This is a genomic window from Stenotrophomonas sp. YJH_SMC_8 (genome assembly GCF_059371315.1).
Genome location: NZ_JCAFUL010000006.1, coordinates 200,629 through 217,644, shown reverse-complemented (window position 1 = coordinate 217,644; position 17,016 = coordinate 200,629). Strand labels below are relative to the sequence as shown.

The window sequence follows — 17,016 nt, the reverse complement described above, 5'->3', positions numbered from 1 at the left end:
GGCCTCGCCCGGCCAGGTTCTGTTCCCCTGTAGAGCCGAGTCCAAGCCCGGCTGCCGTTCGCATGCAGCAGCCGAGCATGGGCTCGGCTCTGCAACTGCCGTTCGCATGCAGCAGCCCAGCATCGGCCCGGCGATACAGCACGCTGCGATCGTTGCGCATGGCGGACTGCTCTGTTGCGCGGGGTGTATTTGACCTCAACCCGGGTTGAGGTCGCAGACTGCCTCGCAGGTCCACAGCGCCTAGCGCAGGTAGTACTCCACCGGCACCACCAGCTCCTGCGGTGCCTTCAATTCATCGGGAATGGGCGGTAGTGGCTGGGCGCGACGAAAGGTCTGCAGGGCTGCGTCATCAAGCATCGGCTGGCCACTGGACTGCTCCAGCCGCAGGGCCAGCAGGCGACCTTCGCGGTCGATGCTGGCCCTGACCCAGGCAGTGCCCTGCTGCCGGCGCGAGCGCGCGGCGGCGGGGTAATAGCGGTAACGTTCCAGCCGCGCCATCAGGCGGGCTTCCCACTGGTCGCTGGCGGCGCCGGCCTGGAAGTCCGCCGGTGGCGCGTCCGGAGCGGGCGGCGCGGCCGTGATCGATGCCGGTGCGGGACTTGCATCGGTCGCGGCCGCAGGCGGGGCGACCGGCAACGGCTTTCGGCCCGTCCCCCCCGTCTCGCTGGCGGCCAACTCGCCCTCGCGCGCTGCGGTGGGCGTCGGTGGCGGGGGCGACTTCATCGGTTGCGATGCACGAGCCTGCTGCGCCTGGCTGGCGGTATCGGCCTGGCGTTCCTCCACCGGCTGTGGCGGCGTGGCCGGTGCCAGCAGGCGCAGGCTGATGCGCACATCCTGTTCTGGCGGCGGCAGTGACGGCGGCGCGGCGACCCAGTGCACCAACAGCAGCAGGGGCAGCAGATGCAGACCGACGCTGATCACGACCGCCCGCCAGTGTTGGCCGCGCTCACTCATCGCCCAGCACCCACAGCAGATCGGCGTCGGACGCATCAACGACTTCGCCGGGCGAGGCCAGCACGATCACCAGCGCCGGAGCATCTGCCGACAGGTAGCCCGGCACGCCGGTGCCCCGCAGCACGTGCCAGCGGCCGGCCAGCAGCAATGCCGGCGTCGGTGCATCGGCAAGGACCTGCGCCATGCGCCTGTCGCGGGCCTGCTGCACGGCCAGCATCCCGTCCAGCATCGGCGCGGCGTCTGCGTGCTGGGCCAGCACCACTGCAGACAGGCGTTGCTTTGCAGCGGCCACCGGGAACTGAACGGTTCCGGTAGAGGCCAGCAACGCGTTGACCTCGGTGCGCGAGAGGTTGCCACCGAACAGTGGAACGCCCGCATCAGTTGCGTCCTGCACCAGTCCGCCATAGGCCATCCACGGCCAGCGCGCATCCCAGTCCAGCAGTTCCTGCAGGCGAGCCCCCTCGGCATGGTTGTCCTTGGCCAGCCAGCGCTGCACACGTTGCAGGCGCGGCTGGCGCTCGCTGGCGATCATCTCCATCACCAGTGCGCCTTGCGGGCGCACCTGTTGCAGGGCGTGCAGCAGCCAGCGCTGGGCCGCATGGTCTCCGGCGAGGTCATGGCGCTCACCCAGCAGCAGCCGCTGCGCATTGGCCGCACGCTGCACGAATGCGGCCTCGTCCAGATGCTGGCCGCTGGCCAGGTCGGTGACCGTGCCGGGCATCGGCTGCGCGCCGGCCATGCCCGCCAGCGCCAGCAGGCACAGTGGCAACCAGCGACGGCTAGAACGCCACATTGATGCCCATCGAGACGGTGCGGCCACGGCCGTTGCCGCGGTCCAGGATCGGGCTGAAGATGCTGTCGATCGAGGCATTGTTGTCATAGGACTTGTTCTGCAGGTTTTCGATGTTCAGCCACAGCGTGGTATTGGCCTGTGGCTTGAAGCTGGCGTAGAAGTCGAGCAGCACACCGGTGCCGCCGGTCTTGCGGGTCTGGAAGAAGTCGTAGCCTTCTTCGGTGGGCCCGGAGTATTCGGCGCGCAGGCCGGCCTGCACGCGCTGCTGCCACCAGCGGCCGCCCACGTCCAGCGTCCAGTAGCGGTCGGGCAGGGCGGTGATGTCTTCCAGGTTGACGAACTCGATGGCCGGTGCGCTGGTGCGCGAGCGGGTCCAGCTGAGCGTGGCGTGGTAGTGCTCGCTGGCGTAGTGCGCTTCCAGCTCGATGCCGCGCATGCGTACAACGCCCGGGTGGTTCATCCAGCGCGTGGTGGTGGTGAAGTCGTCTGCATCCAGCACATCGGTCCAGGCATTGAGCTGCGGATCGCTGTCGATCGGCACCACGAACGGCTCCAGTTCCGGCGGATGCACGATCAGCAGGTACTGCGGCTTGATGTAGTCGCGGATGCGGTTGTCGAAACGGGTGATGCGCAGCTGCGCCAGGTCACCGTCGACCAGCAGCGAATCGGTGCTGAGGTTGGCACCGAACTGCAGGTTGCGTGAGCGCTCGCGGCGCAGGAACGGATTGGCACCGATACCGTCGGCGACGCTGGCGTCCTCCAGCGGGATCTTCTCGAAGAACATCTCCTGGACGCGTGGCGGCCGCGAGGTGCGCGAGACTTCAGCGAACAGTTGCAGCCAGTCGGTGGCCTGCAGTGAAACCGCCAGGCTGGGGCTGAGTGCGCGCTCGCTGCGGCGCACGTCGATGTCGCCGCCATTGATCTCCGTGCATTGGCCCGGCACATCGGAACACACCGGGATATGGCCGCGGATGCCATAGCGATCCTGGCGCAGGCCAGCAGTCAGCGCGTAGATGTCGTACTGCAGTTCCAGGGTGCTGAACACGCTGTCCAGCTGGCTGCGGCCCTGCGGGTTGGCACCGCGCAGGATAGGGGTGTCAGCCACGTAGATGTCCGACTGGTGCTTGATGCCGGTGTTCCAGCGCGCCTGCACTGCGCCGATATCGAAGCGGCTGGTGTTGTCGAGCGTCCAGCTGCTCAGGCTGCTGTGGGTGCGGCGACCGATGTAGTTCGAATCCTCCACAGGCGGGTAGAACAGCCGGGTCTTGTTGCTGGCGAACGTCGCACGCAGGTCGATCCACGGCGTGTAGGGCGTGTAGTGATAGCTGGCGCGCCGGTTGCGCGCGGAAATCTGCCACGGGTAGTTGTGGTAGAAGTCGTTTTCGTAACGCATGTGGCTCAGGTCGAGCCGATGCTGGTCGCTGGGCTGCAGGCGCGCTTTCAGCAGCCAGCTGCGGGGCTGCTGGCTGCCAGGATCGGCGTCGTTCTTCTGCCCTCGGGCGGTGGCGTATTCGCTGCTGCGGCTGCTGCTGGCGGCGGCCAGCAGGCCGAACTGGCGGTCGCCGCCGTCCTCGCTGTGGCGCCAGGCGCCGGCGAAGGTACGGCCACTGCCATAGCCGTTGTTGCCGTGGCGGTAGCCTGCACGCAGGCCCCAGTCGCGGCCCTCGCCGAGCAGATCGTCGATATCGAGCGTGCGGAAGTTGGCACTGCCGGCCAGCGTGCCAGCGCCATCACCGCCGGCAACCGCACCGCGCTGCACGTCCACACCGGCCAGCAGGAACGGATCGACGTAGGCGAAGGGACCACCCGAGCCATGGCCGGCATTGTTGCGGAAGGTCTGGGTGACACCGTCGATCATGGTGTTGACCCGCCCGGCACCGGTCATGCCACGGATGTTGACCTGCAGGCCCGGTTGGCTACGCGAATGGAAGCTGTGGGTACCGGGCATCGAGCGCAGCAGGCTGTTGCCGTCCTGGCGTTCGGCCATCGCCACGCGCTCGCTGCCGACCGTGGGTGCGAAGCCATCGCGGGTGGCCGGCACGTACTGGCTGGCGCCGGCGCCTGGTGCGTGGCCGTGCGCGGTATCGCCCTGCACCCGCAGGGGCCCGGTGCGGCGGCTGCCGTCGCCGCGCTCGGCCGGCGCCGGCTCCAGGGTGGCGCGGCGCGCATCGATGAAGCGTGGGCGCAGGCCACTACCGGCCAGCAGGCGTGACAGCGCCTGCACATCGTCAAAATCGCCGCGCAGGGCGGGTGCGGCATGACCGGCGGGAAGCGCCGCGCCGACGACCAGGTCGATACCGGTCAGCCGGCTGTAGGCGTCCAGCGCGGCAGGCAGTGGCTGGGCGGGCAGGTCATAGGTGCGCGTGGCGGCCTGCGCATGGGCACTGGTGGGCAGCAGTGGAATGGTGCTGGCGCAGGCCAGCGACAGGGCGAGGACAAGGGGGCGGGGGCACAGCATCGGGGGCTCCAGGGGCTGACGCAGAACGTCGTCATCCTGGGTAGACGCAGCCATGGGCGGGTTGTCAGGGTCCATCGCGATGATCCCCACGCGGCGGCATCCACACCTGTACGCCATTGCCAAGGCGAAGCACGCGCACCTGCAGCTGTGTGGCCAACTGGTCGCGGTTGCCGGCGGCGCCGTCTGCACTGCCCAGCAGGGTGACCGGCTGTTGCCGCAGTCGCGCCCCGATGATCCAGGTGCGCCCACCATGCCAGCGGTCCAGGCCCTGGGTGACCTCGATCAGCGGTGCGGATACCCAGTGCAGCCGTCGCTCGCGCCAGACCATCGCAGCAGCATCCACTGGGAGCAGCGTGGTGGATGCCTGCCCGTCGAAGCGCATCTGTTGTCCTTCGGACGCTTGGCGGGTGGCGCTGCCGGACTCCACGCTGACGCGATGTTCGGTGACCGTCACCACGCTGCTGTCGTCCTTCACGGCAAGGTCGAACGCCGTGCCCAACGCGGTGACCGTGCCATGCGGTGTATGCACCTGGAACGGTCGTTGCGCATCGGCAGTGACCTGGAACCAGGCCTGGCCGCGGTCCAGCTGCAGCTGGCGGCGTTGTGCGTCGATGCGGACGTGCACTTCGCTGCCCGGGGACAGCAGCACGTGCGAGCCGTCCGGCAGGGCCTCGTCGCGGATCTCACCGGACGCGGTACGCAGTACCTGCGCGGCGGGCGGCGAGGCATGGCGGCTGTAAAGGCCGAGCGCGCACAGCAGCAGCACCGCGAGGCCGGCTTCACCCAGGCGCCGACGCTGCCGTCGTTGCAGCTGCCGCTGCAGGCTGGGCATCGTCGCACCGGCCTGCCACAGCTGCTGCAGGTGCAGGTACTGCGCGGCATGGCGTGGATCGGCCCGGCACCACTGCTCGAAGGCGTTCTCGTCGCGGTCGCCGTCGTGCCCATCCAGCCACCAGCGGGCAGCTTCGCGCGCAATGGCCTCCTGGCTCATGTGCCGGGTACCTGCTGCAGGGCGACCAGGGCGCGCAGCAGATGGCCATGCGCGGTCTGCCGGCTGATGCCGAGCTGGCGGCCGATTTCAGCCAATGCCATCTGTTCCACGCGGGCCAGCAGGAAGACCTGGCGCGAGCGCGGCGGCAACGCGGCGATGATGGCATCGAGATGGCGCAGCTGTTCGGCATCAAGCAGGCGCTGTTCCGGCAGGGGCGCGGGATCTGCGATGGCATGCAGCTGCGCGTCCTCCAGCGCCTCTTCGCGACGACGCTGGCGTTGCCGATAGTGGTCGGCGATCAGGTTGTGGGCAACGCGGTACAGGTACGCACGGCCATTGCTCAGCAGACCGCTGGCGGCGACTTTGACGACACGCAGCCAGGTTTCCTGGACGACGTCATCGGCGTCGCTGCGTTGCGGGAGTTTACGGCGGACATGGGCGTGCAGCGGCCGGTAATGGGCCGCGCACAGATGCGCGACATCCGTCGGTTCGACAGGCGTGGACACGGGGCGGGCGACAACTGGGAAAGGGAACAGCCCGCGGCGGCAAGGGCAGCGGCTGCACCTTACAGCAAAAGAGAATCATTTGCATCCATGGGCGATGTGCGTCGACGGGCGGACTGTAGAGTCGACTGTCAGTCGACTGCCTTTCTGATCGACCGCTCCTTCCGTAACAACTGCAGAATCCCGCGCTTCGCGCGGTAGTCGACTAACAGTCGACTCTACCGCCGCCCCGCTGGTTGTTCCCGCGGTAGTCACAATGGATCTGCAGCGCTTCGGTCGGGTTGTGGTGCAGCTGGAAGCCGCACTGCTGCAGGCTGTGCTTCACCCGCGCGATCGCCTCGGCATGGCGGGCGACGCGGCGCGCCTGCCAGCCGGTTGGCGTGAACACGCCCAGTGGCAGCAGCCGTAGACGCTGGCCGTGCAGCACCATGGAAACATCGACGTGACGGCCATCGATGTCGTGACCGTTGGCACCGAAGATGGCATCGACTTCATCGCGGCGCTGCGGGTAGCAGGTGCGGAACACCGCGATGCCGAGCCGCCGCACCGCGCGGCGGAACCCGCCGAGGCGACTGTGGCGGGATTCGAAGCCGCGTGTGAGCAGCAGGCGCAGTTCAGCAGGCAGGCGTGCCTGCGCGTCGAGCAATCGTTGCAGCACCTCTGCTTCGATCTGGATATGGGTGGAGGGCCAGCGCGGGGCGACAAGCAGCCCGTGGTGGTTGCCGCGTTGCAGGGTCAGCATGCGTGAAGCTTCGCATGCGGGCGAACAGCCGGGGTAGTGCCGGCCGCTGGCCGGCATCAGGCGGGAGAACAGATTTGCCGGCCAGCGGCCGGCACTACCATCGTCGGGTCAAATGTCGCGATACTGGATCTGCGCGGCCAGCACACGCAGTCCGTCGGCATTGCTGGAGAGGATGCGCTCTTCGCCGACCCCCTTCTGCCGCTTCAACTGGAAGCCCTGGTGGGCGGGCAGCTGTGCGGCGATGCTGTCCATGCGTTGCAGGGCATCAGGTCCGCTGCAGTCGAAGTGGCCCCAGTAGGCGCCGTCGCGGTGGATCTGCAACCGGTAGTTCATCGCGGTATCTCCGGCAGATGCTGCAGCCAGTGGTCGAACATCGCGGTAGCGGCTGCGGCCAGTGGTGCGCCATAGCGGCGTGCCTGCGCGCGCAGGTCGTTGGGGTCGATGCGGGCCTGGGCCAGCTCCAGCGTGTGGCCGATCAGCCAACGCTCGAACTGGCGGGCATCCAGTTCCGGATGGCATTGCAGGGCCAGTGCGTAGCTGCCGATGGCGAATGCCTGGTGGCGGCAGGCCGGCGTGCTGGCCAGGCGGCGTGCATCGACTGGAAGTTCGAACGCCTCGCCGTGCCAGTGCAGCACCGGAATGCCCTGCAGTGCCTGCAGCGGCGAGCGCTGGCCCTCATCGGTGAGCAGCAGCGGCGCGAAACCGATCTCCTTGCCGCCACTGGGGGCAACGCTGGCACCCAGCGCACGCGCCATCAGCTGCGCGCCGAGGCAGATGCCCAGCGTGGGCCGCTGCTGCTGCAACCGCGCCTTCAGCAGCGCGATGCTGTCGTTGAGGAACGGGTAAAGATCAACATCGTTGACGCTGATCGGCCCCCCCAGCACCACCAGCAGGTCAGCCGCTTCGGCCGGATCGAGTGCATCTACACCAGCCTGCAGCACCTGCAGTTGCCAGCCCTGCGCCATCAGCAGTGGCTGCAGGGTGCCGAGGTCTTCAAAGGCAACGTGTTGCAGGACAACCGCGTTCTTCATGCCGGGGCTCCGTTGTTCGGCCAGTAGAAGCTGTCCGGAGTGGCGCGGGCGCCGAAGATGGCCTGGCCGACGCGGACTACGGTGGCGCCTTCCTCGATGGCCACTTCGAAGTCTCCGGACATGCCCATCGACAGCTGCGACAGGTCTAGGCCGGGTGGGGCGCTGCGTTGCAGCTGATCGCGCAGTTCACGCAGGCGCACGAAGCACGCGCGCACACGTTCGACTTCGGGAGTGAAGATGGCCAGGGTCATCAGGCCACGCACGCGTAGCCTGTCGAAGACTGGCAGCTGCTGCACGAAGGCCCCGACGGCATCGGGTTCCAGGCCGTACTTGCTGGGTTCGGCGGAGGTGTTGACCTGCACGAACACATCCAGCGTACGGTCTTCCAGCTGCAGGCGCTGCTGCAGCGCCTCGGCTACGCGCAGGCTGTCCAGCGCCTGGAACTCGCTGGCAAAGCGCGCCACGTAGCGTGCCTTGTTGGTCTGCAGATGGCCGATCACCGACCAGTGCACGCCCAGGTCGGCCATTGTCTCGGCCTTGCGCTGTGCCTCCTGCACCTTGTTCTCGCCCAGTTCGTGGCAGCCGGCGGCCACCGCCATGCGGATGCGGGCGTCATCCACGGTCTTGCTGACCGGCAGCAGGCGGACGCTGGCCGGATCCCGGCCGACGCGGGCACAGGCATCGGCAATGCGTTGGCGCACTGTGACCAGGTTGGCGGCGATCTGTTCAACGGACTGGGCGACGGGCCAGTCGGCGGCGGCAAGGGGCATGCGGGCACCTCCAATGCAGGGCGGCCAGGGTGGGATACACTGGCACAGGACAAGAATTATTTTGGCATAGGACAAAATGAAAATCACCGGGCATAGCGCCGAGTCGATCTTCGACAGCATCCGCGATGGCATCGGCAAGGGCCGTCTGCCAGCCGGCAGCGTGCTGCCGCCGGTGCGCGATCTGGCCGATCAGCTGGGGGTCAATCGCAACACCGTGGCCGCCGCCTACAAGCGACTGGATGCGGCGGGCCTGGCCAGCACCGCGGGCCGGCGCGGCACGGTGGTGCGTGGCCTGCCGCCGACGCTGGCCCGCGAGGGCAGTGTGCCCGGGCTGGCCCTGCATGACCTGGCCGGTGGCAATCCGGACCCGCGCCTGTTGCCCAGTCTGCGCCTGGCGCCGGCCGCGCCACGGCTGTATGGCGTGGGCACGGTCGATCCGCGACTGCAGGCGTTGGCGCGGGCCTCGCTGGATGTGGACTGCCCCGAAGGCTATGCGCTGGAACTGACCCATGGCGCGGTTGATGGCATCGAACGCCTGCTGGCGGCGTGGCTGCTGCCGGGTGATCGCATCGCGGTGGAAGATCCGTGCTTTCTTGGCAGCCTGAACGTGCTCAACGCCGTCGGCCACGCACCGTTGCCGGTGGCGGTGGATGAACTTGGCATGCAGGTCGAATCGCTGCGGCAGGCACTGGAGAGCGGCGCCCGCGCGGTGCTGCTGACCCCGCGGGCGCACAACCCGACAGGTGCCAGCCTGGATGCGAAGCGGGCACGCGCGTTGCGCCAGCTGCTGGCCGCCTATCCGCAGGTTGCGGTGTTGATCGACGATCACTACGCGCTGCTCTCGCAGCAGGACTATCACTCGGTGCTGCCGCTGGATGGCCGGCGCTGGGCGCTGCTGCGTTCGTTGTCCAAACCGCTGGGCCCGGACCTGCGGCTGGCCTGGCTGGCCTGCGATGAAGAGACCGCGATGCGGCTGCGGTTGCGGTTGGCGTCCGGTACCGGCTGGGTCAGTCACCTGCTGCAGGATGCGGCGACGTCGGTGCTGGAGTCGGCATCGCAGCGGGCGAAGATCGCCTCGGCGGGGGAGCGTTACCAGCAACGCCTGCAGTCGCTGCAGGAACTGCTGCGTGCGCGTGGCGTGCCGACGTCACAGCCGATGGAAGGATTGAACCTGTGGCTGCCGCTGCAGGCCGACAGCCATCCGCAGGTGCTGGCGCTGGCTTCGCGCGGATGGCATGTGCGCGCGGGCGAAGTGTTCGCGGTGGCAGCACCGGGGCATGGCCTGCGCATCACCTGCGCGGCGCTGGGGGCGGCGCAGCTGCGGCAGCTGGCCGATGACCTTGCGGCGGTGTGTGGGGTGTAGCGCCGGGCCATGCTCGACTGCTTCTACCAACAGGAGCCGAGCATGGCTCGGCTCTACAGAGAAGCAAAGTCGAGCATGGTTCGACCCTGCAGAAGCCGATCAGGGCGCGGCGTTCGCGCCCGGGCGCACGTAGTAGGACTGGCCACTGTCATCGACGAACATCAGCTCCGGCTTGCCCTGCCAGGACGTGAGCATGGCGCCGGTGTTGTTCTGGTGCTTGACCATCAGGCTGGCGCCACGGTCCGGGTTGGCGACGACCTTGAAGACTTCGGTGGTGCCGGTGGCATCGTCCAGCGTGAGCAGGGCTTCGCCGCCGCGGTCGCTGGTGCCATAGCCACCGCGCTCGGAACCATCGGGGCCAAGCAGGATCAGGCCGGACAGTGCCGTGGCACGCGGTCCTTGGGGGCGGCCTTGGCTGAGCGGATCGGGAACCGGTGCGCCGAGGATCACCCGCGGCTGGCCGCCTGCATCGTGGATGACCAGGCCGCGCGCTTCGATGATCCGCTCTGGCGATTGGCTGCGATGCAGGCTCCAGGCGGTCCAGCCGGAAACGAGCAGGGCAAGGGTCGAGACCACCAGGGTGGTCAGCAGCAGCACACGGGGCATCGGGTCGTCCTTCCTTGGATAGGCCGACGATAGCGGATGCAAAAGGGGATGGGTAGAGCCGGCCGGTAGAGTCGGCTGGGTAGAGTCGGCTGTTAGTCGACTGCTGTTCGATCAGGTCGCGGAAGTTCCCGCGCTGACGCGCGCTAGTCGACTAACAGTCGACTCTACCCAGTCGCCATCATTCTACCCAGTCGCCATCATTCAGCAGCCATTATTCAGCAGCCATCATTCAGTAGCCATCATTCAGTAGCCATCACCCAGGCGACAACACGCAGGCGTCAACACGCAGCCGCAGTCATCCGGTCGCCATCACCCAGCAGCCGTTACGCCGTCATTCCCGGTATCAGTGGAAATCGCGGCTGTGGCTGCGCAGTCCCTGCAGCAGTTCATCCAGGCAGTGCATGCGCTGCACGATGACATGCTGCACGCCATCAACGCGCTCCAGGCGGCCATCGATCTGCATCAGCTGGGTGTCGACCAGCACCCGGTGCTGGCGATCGGCCAGGTGGCGCCAGACCACCGCATTGACCATGCCGGTCTCGTCCTCGAGGGTGAGGAAAGTCACCCCACTGGCGGTCTGTGGGCGCTGGCGCATGCGTACCAGGCCGGCGATGCGTACGCGGCGGCCATGGCCGTGACCGGCCAGCTGCGCGGCATCCAGGCAGCCACGGCTGCGCAGCTGTGCACGCAGGAACGAGATCGGGTGGCGGCCAAGGGTGGTGCCGGTACTGCGGTAATCGGCCTGCATGTCCTCCCATGCGCTGGGCAGCGGCAACGGCACGCGGGCCTCGGCAGTGGCACGCGCCTGATCGAACAAGGGCAACCGGTTCTCCACGCCGGAGATATCCCAGCGCGCACGATGGCGATGCCCACTGAGCCCGCGCAGCGCACCGGCATCGGCCAGCAGGCCCTGATGGCGGCGGTCCAGAGCGGTGCGCTGGCACAGGTCGCCGACATCGTCGAACGGTCGCCGCGCTCGCTCGTGCATGATGGCCTGCACGGCGGGTTCGTTGCAGCCATCAATCAGGCGCAGGCCGAGCCGGATCGCCGCCGCGCCCTTGCTGAAATCCAGGGTGCAGTCCCAGTCGCTGTGGCGCACGTCCACCGGCAGCACGCGGATGCCATGGCGGCGTGCGTCCTGCAGCAGCTGGTCGGGGCTGTAGAACCCCAGTGGCTGGCTGTTGATCAGGCTGGCGGTGAACGCAGCCGGGTGGTGGCACTTCAGCCAGCAGCTGTTATAGGTCAGCAGGGCAAAGCTGGCAGCATGGCTTTCCGGGAAACCATAATCACCGAAGCCCTTGATCTGCTCGAACAGGTGTTCGCCGTACTCACGGCTGAAGCCATTCTTCAACATGCCGGCCAGCAACTTCTCGCGATGCGGTTCCAAGCCGCCACGACGCTTCCATGCCGCCATCGAGCGGCGCAGGGCATCGGCTTGGCCAGGTGTGTAACCTGCTGCTTCCACTGCCAGCTGCATCACCTGCTCCTGGAACAGTGGTACGCCCAACGTGCGTGCGAACACGCGCTCCAGTTGTACTGGATAGAGCGGATTGTTCGGGTCGTTCAGTGCATCCGGGCCTTGCTCGCGCAGGATCCTCCGCCGTTCCAGATAGGGATGCACCATGTCGCCCTGGATCGGGCCGGGGCGCACGATCGCCACTTCGATCACCAGATCGTAGAAGTTGCGCGGCTGCAGGCGTGGCAGCATCGCCATCTGCGCACGCGATTCGATCTGGAACACGCCGATGGTGTCGGCGGCGCAGATCATGTCGTAGGTCTTCGTATCCTTGGCAGGGATCGCATCCATGCGTCCACTGTGCAGGCCATGCTGCTTCAGCATCGCCAGGCACTTGCGGATGGCGGTGAGCATGCCCAGCGCCAGGCAGTCGACCTTCATCAGGCCGGTGGCATCCAGATCGTCTTTGTCCCACTGGACGACGGTGCGGTCGGCCATCGCCGCGTTTTCCACCGGCACCAGGGTCGACAGCGGGTGCTCGGAGATCACGAAACCGCCCGGGTGCTGCGACAGGTGGCGCGGGAAGTCGATCAGTTCGGTGGTCAGTGCCAGCAGGCGCTGCATCAACGGCGTGTCCGGATCGAAGCCGCGCTCGCGCAGGGTCTCAGGCAGCGGTACATGGCCGCCCCAATGGTCCATCGCCGCCCCCAGTTCGTTGACCTGGTCCATCGGCAGGCCAAGCGCGCGGGCCACGTCGCGGATCGCGCTGCGGCCACGGTAGCTGATTGCCACTGCAGTCAATGCCGCGCGCTCGCGGCCATAGCGCTTGAACACGTACTGCAGCACTTCTTCGCGGCGCTCGTGCTCGAAGTCGATGTCGATATCCGGCGGCTCGTCGCGCTCGGCGGAGATGAAGCGCTCGAACAGCAGGTTGCTGCGCGCCGGGTCGATCTCGGTCACGCCCAGCACGAAGCACACCGCCGAGTTGGCCGCCGAGCCGCGGCCCTGGCAGAGGATGTCCTGGCTGCGGGCGAAGCGCACGATGTCCTGCACGGTGAGGAAATAGGAGGCGTAGTTCTTCTGCTTGATCAGCGCCAGTTCGTGTTCTATCTGCGTGCGTTGTGCCGGTTTGATGCCGTCTTTCCAGCGCCACGGGATGCCGCGCTCGACCAGCACGCGCAGCCAGCTGTCCGGGTCGTGGCCCTCCGGCACCAGTTCGCGCGGGTAGGTGTACTGCAGCTGCTCGAGGGTGAAGTGGCAGCGCTCGGCGATGCGCAGGGTCTCGGCCAGCAGTTCGGCGGGATACAGCTGGGCCAGTGCGGTGCGCGGGCGCAGGTGGCGCTCGCCATTGGGAAACAGGCGCCAGCCGGCTTCAGCCACGCTGCAACGGTGGCGGATCGCGGTCAGCGTGTCCTGCAGGGCACGACGGCGTCGCACGTGCATGTGCACATCGCCACTGGCGACCAGCGGCAGGCGATGGCGTTCGCCGAAGGACTGCAGCTGCTGCAGGCGGCGTGCATCGTCGTGTTCGTGATGCAGCTCCACCGCCAGCCACAGGCGATCATCGAAGCCGGCACGCAGCAGTTCCAGGTCAGTAGCGGCCGGTTGCCGGTCCAGCCACAGGCACAGCAGGCTCCGGGGCAGGCCGAGCAGATCCTCGCGCAGGCAGCGGTACTCGCCCTTGGCCGCACGCCGTCGGCAGGTGGTGATCAGCTGGCAGAGCCCCGCATAGGCGGCCTGGTCGGTGCACAGCAGGGCCAGCTTGGGTCCGTCCTCAACCTGGAATTCGGCGCCGATGATCAGCGCCACGCCATGCGTCTTCGCCGCCTGCCAGGCGCGCACGATGCCGGCCAGCGAACATTCGTCGGTAATCGCCAACGCGCGGTAGCCCTGGCCGGCGGCGCGCGCGAACAGTTCTTCGGCGATCGAGGCGCCGCGCTGGAAGCTGAAGGCCGACAGGCAGTGCAGTTCGGCGTAGCCGGGCAGTTCGCTGTGCATCGCGGCTCAGCCGAACCAGCCATGCAGCATCCACGGCGCATACGGGTCATTGCGTGTGCGGAACGCCCAGCCACGCTGGCCGTGCGCGGTTTCCACCACGTAATAGTCGCGGCGCGCGTCGGCCTGGTCCCACCAGCCCGATTCGATCCGCTCCGGCCCGGCGATGATGCGCAGGCGCGGATCACGCAGTGGTTGCGGGGTGTCCAGCAGCCAGCCTGGGCGCAGTGGCCAGTAAGCGGGCGGTTTGGTCGGGGGCTGGATACCACTGGCGCGTTCAGGGCGATGGTCGGCCTGTACTGCCAGCGGCTGCACGGCGTCATCGCCCAGCCGTGCGCGCAGGCGCTCACGCAGCTGGCTCCAGGGCATCGCCTGCGCCGGCCGGGTATCGAACAGGTCGCGTGCGGCGGGCACGAACGGCGGCAGCTGCTCGGCCTGCAGGCGCAGTGCGCGGCTGCCAGCGGGCAGGGCGAAGGCCTCCATGCGATTGCGCGCGATCTCGAACAGCAGCGTGGGATCGCGTTCGGGTGCCAGCAGGCCGATGGTCAGCACGCTGGCCGGCAGCAGGTCATGCTCGAAATGCAGGTCGAAGCGTTGCACGCCGCCATCGCGCGAGCACAGGAAGGCGGCCAGGTCCAGCAGCAGGCGACGCAGCGGGAACAACAGGGCCTGGCTGGATTCGATCTCGTATTCGAATTCGATGCGCGCATCGAACCGGTCCGGTGGCTGGTAGTAGCGCAGTGGCGCGGTGGGCAGCCCACGCAATGCATCCAGCTGCTGCAGTACCTCGGGGGCGAAGCGCCGGGCCAGGCTGTCGCGCGGCAGTTCGAGCACCGCACCCAGCGTGCGCAGTCCGGAGCGGCCCAGTACGGTCACCGCTTCGCTGGGCAGGCCGCAGCGCGGCAATGGCAGTTGTGCCAGCGCCGCCGGCAGCTGCTGCGCATCGATGCCGAGGCCGTCGTGGACGTTGGCCAGCACGCGTGCAGCATGCGCGGTGGGTGCAGCCACCAGGCGATGGCGGAAACCGAGTTCATGCAGTTCGTTGCGCAGGCGCTTTTCGATTGTCAGCCAGTCGCCGAACAGGGCGCGGCTGGCGCCGATCTCCAGCACCAGTGCATGCGGGAAATCGAGGCTGACCTGCGAGCTGTAGGCGTAGGCCCAGCTGGCCAGCAGCTGCCGGGTGTGCTGTTCGGCGTTCGGGTCGTAATCGTGCAGGTGCATGTCCTGCACCAGCACCTGCGCGGCCGACAGCAGCATGCCCGGGCGCAGCCCCGCTGCGCGGGCGGCCGGGCTGACCGCACGCAGCACGCGACGCTGTGCCGGCCCCTGCAGCAGCACCAGTGGCCGCTGCGGGTCCGGCTGCAGGCGCAGCACGCTGTCCAGCGCCAGCTGCGGCAACAACAGGCAGGCCCAGTGCATGGCGCGGCCTCAGTGTGTGATGGCCAGCGGCAACGGCTGCGCCGGCGGCAGGCCGCCACGGCACTTCAGCACCCGCACCTGGCCGTGGTCGAGCTGCAGGCGCAGGCTGGCCGGGGAGGGATTGCGCGCCGCCTGTGCTTCGCGGAACACGAAGCCCAGGCACTGGCCGCTGTCGGCGGCCACCTGCAGGCGACGCAGGGCGCGGTCGTCGGCCTGGTGTGGCCAGCACAGCACCGCCGCGCAGGCGGCCGAGCGCAGGCATTGTTCGGCGGCCCACAGCGCCTGTTTCGGTGCGGCATGGATGATCTGCAGCTGGGCCAGGTCCAGCCCGGCGGCGGCCCAGGCCGGGGCATGCGGGCGGTAGGGTGGGGCGACCAGCACGATCGGGCGGTCGCGAAGGCTCAGTTTCGCCAGTGCCGGCCAGACCAGCGCCAGCTCGCCCACGCCGGGCGCGGCCTGCAGCACCTCGCACAGCCCGCTGGCCGGCCAGCCACCGCCGGGCAGGCGTGCGTCCAGTGCCGGATGCCCGCTGGCCAGATGGTCGCTGGCCGGCCCCTGGCGGGCCGGGCCGCGCCACAGCTGGCGGCCGTCAAGCAGCCGGTCGAGGGCGACGACGGCACCCATCAGCCGGTCCTCCAGGGGAGGCGCCGGGCAGGCTGGAAGCGGCAGGAACGGGCGGAAACGGCGGACATGGAGCGAGTATCGACGGGCCGGTATCAGGGGCTGAGACCGGACATGCTACTCGCGTTGTAAGTAGAATTACTAATGAAATCGGCGGGTCGGGTTTCAGGTTGCTGAAGGGGTAAAGCATCCACGCACGGCGTGGATCTACCGGGCTGATAGGTAGATCCACGCCATGCGTGGATAGCGGTAAAGCGCGGTGCCGACCAAGGTCGGCACCCACCCGGCGCGTTACCGACGTACCGGCAACGCCACCGGGCGCAGCGGTGCGGCATCGCCGCCGCGGATCTTCAGCGGGCCGCCGATGAAGGCGAACTCGTAGACCTTGTCGCGGGCCAGTTCGTCCAGTGCCACCAGCTCGATGATCGGCGCGCCCTGCTGGGCCAGCAGGTAGGTGTGCAGTGGCACGTAGTCGTCGGACACCTCCGAGGGGAAGGTCTCGAAGCTGAGGTTGTCGGCACCGACGATCATCGCGCCGCTGTCCTCGACCAGGAAGCGCGCTGCGTCCAGGCCCATGCCCGGCGGGTTGGCCATGTACGCCTTGGGCTGCTCGAACAGGCGCATGCGGCCGGTGCGGATCAGCACCACGTCACCCTGCTGCAGTTTCACCTTCTGGCGTGCCAGCGCATCCTTCAGGTCCTGGCGGGTGACGCGGTAGCTGTCCGGCAGCATGTCCACGCCCTTGGCGCCGGCCACGTCGATCAGCACGCCACGCGCGATCAGCGGCGGGAATTTCTCGATGCCGGTGACATTCCAGCCGCGGTCGCCGAGGTGCTTGTCGGCCTCGAAGCCGTTCCAGATCTTTCCATGGATGCCGAAGTGGTTCAGTGCATCGATGTGGGTGCCGGTGTGGCTGTACATCGAGAACGCGGTGCCGGTGTAGCTGCGGGTGAGGTTCATGGTCTCGCCCACGCCCATCGGGTCGTCCATCACCGTGCCGCGCGGGGTGTGGGTCATCCAGAACTGGTAGTGCGGGTCGCCGGCATCCTGCCAGCTGGGCATGCCGACGTAGTAGTCGGTGGCCAGGTCATAGGCCTTGCCGCCGCTGACCCGAGACAGGATCGCCGCACGCGAGGCCTCGGTGATCAGGTTGAGGCGGCCGATCTCGTCCTTCGGCCCCCAGGGGCTGGTGCCGACCTGCTGGCCGGAGGGAACGCGTTCGTGCGCGGATACGGTGGTGGAAGCGGCGGTGCCGGCCAGCAGCAGGGCCAGCGCGGTGGCCAGGGTGCGTGGGGTCATGGGAAATCTCCTTGC

Annotated in this window: 15 protein-coding genes; 1 reads left to right on the top strand and 14 read right to left on the bottom strand. The window is 68.1% G+C overall.

Features of this window, described 5'->3' with window-relative positions; all coding sequences use genetic code 11:
• Window positions 1-240 precede the first annotated feature (240 nt).
• The 9 genes from AC5P88_RS09895 to AC5P88_RS09855 form a co-directional block, all read right to left on the bottom strand.
• Entirely contained in the window at window positions 241-954 is a 714-nt protein-coding gene (locus tag AC5P88_RS09895) for an energy transducer TonB family protein (protein ID WP_106550446.1), read from the bottom strand.
• Window positions 947-1,747: a ChaN family lipoprotein gene (locus AC5P88_RS09890; RefSeq protein ID WP_495224926.1), complete on the bottom strand. Its 801-nt coding sequence runs from the start codon at window positions 1,745-1,747 to the stop codon at window positions 947-949. The genes AC5P88_RS09895 and AC5P88_RS09890 overlap by 8 nt, the downstream gene beginning before the upstream one ends.
• Window positions 1,734-4,205, bottom strand: coding sequence for a TonB-dependent receptor (locus AC5P88_RS09885; protein WP_495224925.1), 2,472 nt, complete (start codon window positions 4,203-4,205; stop codon window positions 1,734-1,736). Before AC5P88_RS09885 ends, AC5P88_RS09890 begins: the two co-directional genes overlap by 14 nt.
• 64 nt (window positions 4,206-4,269) lie before the next feature.
• Window positions 4,270-5,196, bottom strand: coding sequence for a FecR family protein (locus tag AC5P88_RS09880; protein ID WP_495224924.1), 927 nt, complete (start codon window positions 5,194-5,196; stop codon window positions 4,270-4,272).
• Window positions 5,193-5,702 carry an RNA polymerase sigma factor gene (locus AC5P88_RS09875; RefSeq protein ID WP_106550442.1) on the bottom strand — a complete coding sequence of 170 codons (510 nt, stop codon included), beginning with the start codon at window positions 5,700-5,702 and terminating at the stop codon, window positions 5,193-5,195. Before AC5P88_RS09875 ends, AC5P88_RS09880 begins: the two co-directional genes overlap by 4 nt.
• Before the next feature lie 202 nt (window positions 5,703-5,904).
• Window positions 5,905-6,441, bottom strand: a complete 537-nt coding sequence (locus tag AC5P88_RS09870; protein ID WP_495224923.1) for a hypothetical protein — start codon at window positions 6,439-6,441, stop codon at window positions 5,905-5,907.
• A 108-nt stretch (window positions 6,442-6,549) separates the two neighbouring features.
• A complete protein-coding gene (locus AC5P88_RS09865; RefSeq protein ID WP_106550440.1) occupies window positions 6,550-6,774 on the bottom strand; it encodes a hypothetical protein in 225 nt (74 codons plus the stop codon).
• Window positions 6,771-7,472, bottom strand: coding sequence for a glutamine amidotransferase (locus AC5P88_RS09860; protein WP_495224922.1), 702 nt, complete (start codon window positions 7,470-7,472; stop codon window positions 6,771-6,773). The genes AC5P88_RS09865 and AC5P88_RS09860 overlap by 4 nt, the downstream gene beginning before the upstream one ends.
• Window positions 7,469-8,242, bottom strand: coding sequence for a YggS family pyridoxal phosphate-dependent enzyme (locus tag AC5P88_RS09855; RefSeq protein ID WP_106550438.1), 774 nt, complete (start codon window positions 8,240-8,242; stop codon window positions 7,469-7,471). The genes AC5P88_RS09860 and AC5P88_RS09855 overlap by 4 nt, the downstream gene beginning before the upstream one ends.
• A gap of 76 nt (window positions 8,243-8,318) precedes the next feature.
• Between AC5P88_RS09855 and ptsJ the strand changes: the two genes are divergently transcribed.
• Window positions 8,319-9,605: a MocR-like B6 salvage transcription factor PtsJ gene (gene ptsJ, locus AC5P88_RS09850; protein ID WP_495224921.1), complete on the top strand. Its 1,287-nt coding sequence runs from the start codon at window positions 8,319-8,321 to the stop codon at window positions 9,603-9,605.
• 99 nt (window positions 9,606-9,704) lie between these two features.
• Here ptsJ and AC5P88_RS09845 read toward each other — a convergent pair whose 3' ends face one another.
• From AC5P88_RS09845 to AC5P88_RS09825, 5 genes are all read right to left on the bottom strand, one after another.
• Window positions 9,705-10,211, bottom strand: coding sequence for a hypothetical protein (locus AC5P88_RS09845; RefSeq protein ID WP_106550436.1), 507 nt, complete (start codon window positions 10,209-10,211; stop codon window positions 9,705-9,707).
• A 343-nt stretch (window positions 10,212-10,554) separates the two neighbouring features.
• The gene (locus AC5P88_RS09840; protein ID WP_495224920.1) at window positions 10,555-13,665 is read right to left on the bottom strand and encodes an error-prone DNA polymerase; all 3,111 of its coding nucleotides are present in this window, start codon (window positions 13,663-13,665) and stop codon (window positions 10,555-10,557) included.
• A gap of 6 nt (window positions 13,666-13,671) precedes the next feature.
• Window positions 13,672-15,081 carry a Y-family DNA polymerase gene (locus tag AC5P88_RS09835; protein WP_111203898.1) on the bottom strand — a complete coding sequence of 470 codons (1,410 nt, stop codon included), beginning with the start codon at window positions 15,079-15,081 and terminating at the stop codon, window positions 13,672-13,674.
• A gap of 9 nt (window positions 15,082-15,090) precedes the next feature.
• Window positions 15,091-15,705, bottom strand: a complete 615-nt coding sequence (gene imuA / locus AC5P88_RS09830) for a translesion DNA synthesis-associated protein ImuA (protein WP_495224919.1) — start codon at window positions 15,703-15,705, stop codon at window positions 15,091-15,093.
• Window positions 15,706-15,993: 288 nt separating this feature from the next.
• Window positions 15,994-17,001 (bottom strand): cyclase family protein, encoded by a 1,008-nt coding sequence (locus tag AC5P88_RS09825; RefSeq protein WP_106550432.1) that lies wholly within the window; start codon window positions 16,999-17,001, stop codon window positions 15,994-15,996.
• Window positions 17,002-17,016: the final 15 nt, after the last annotated feature.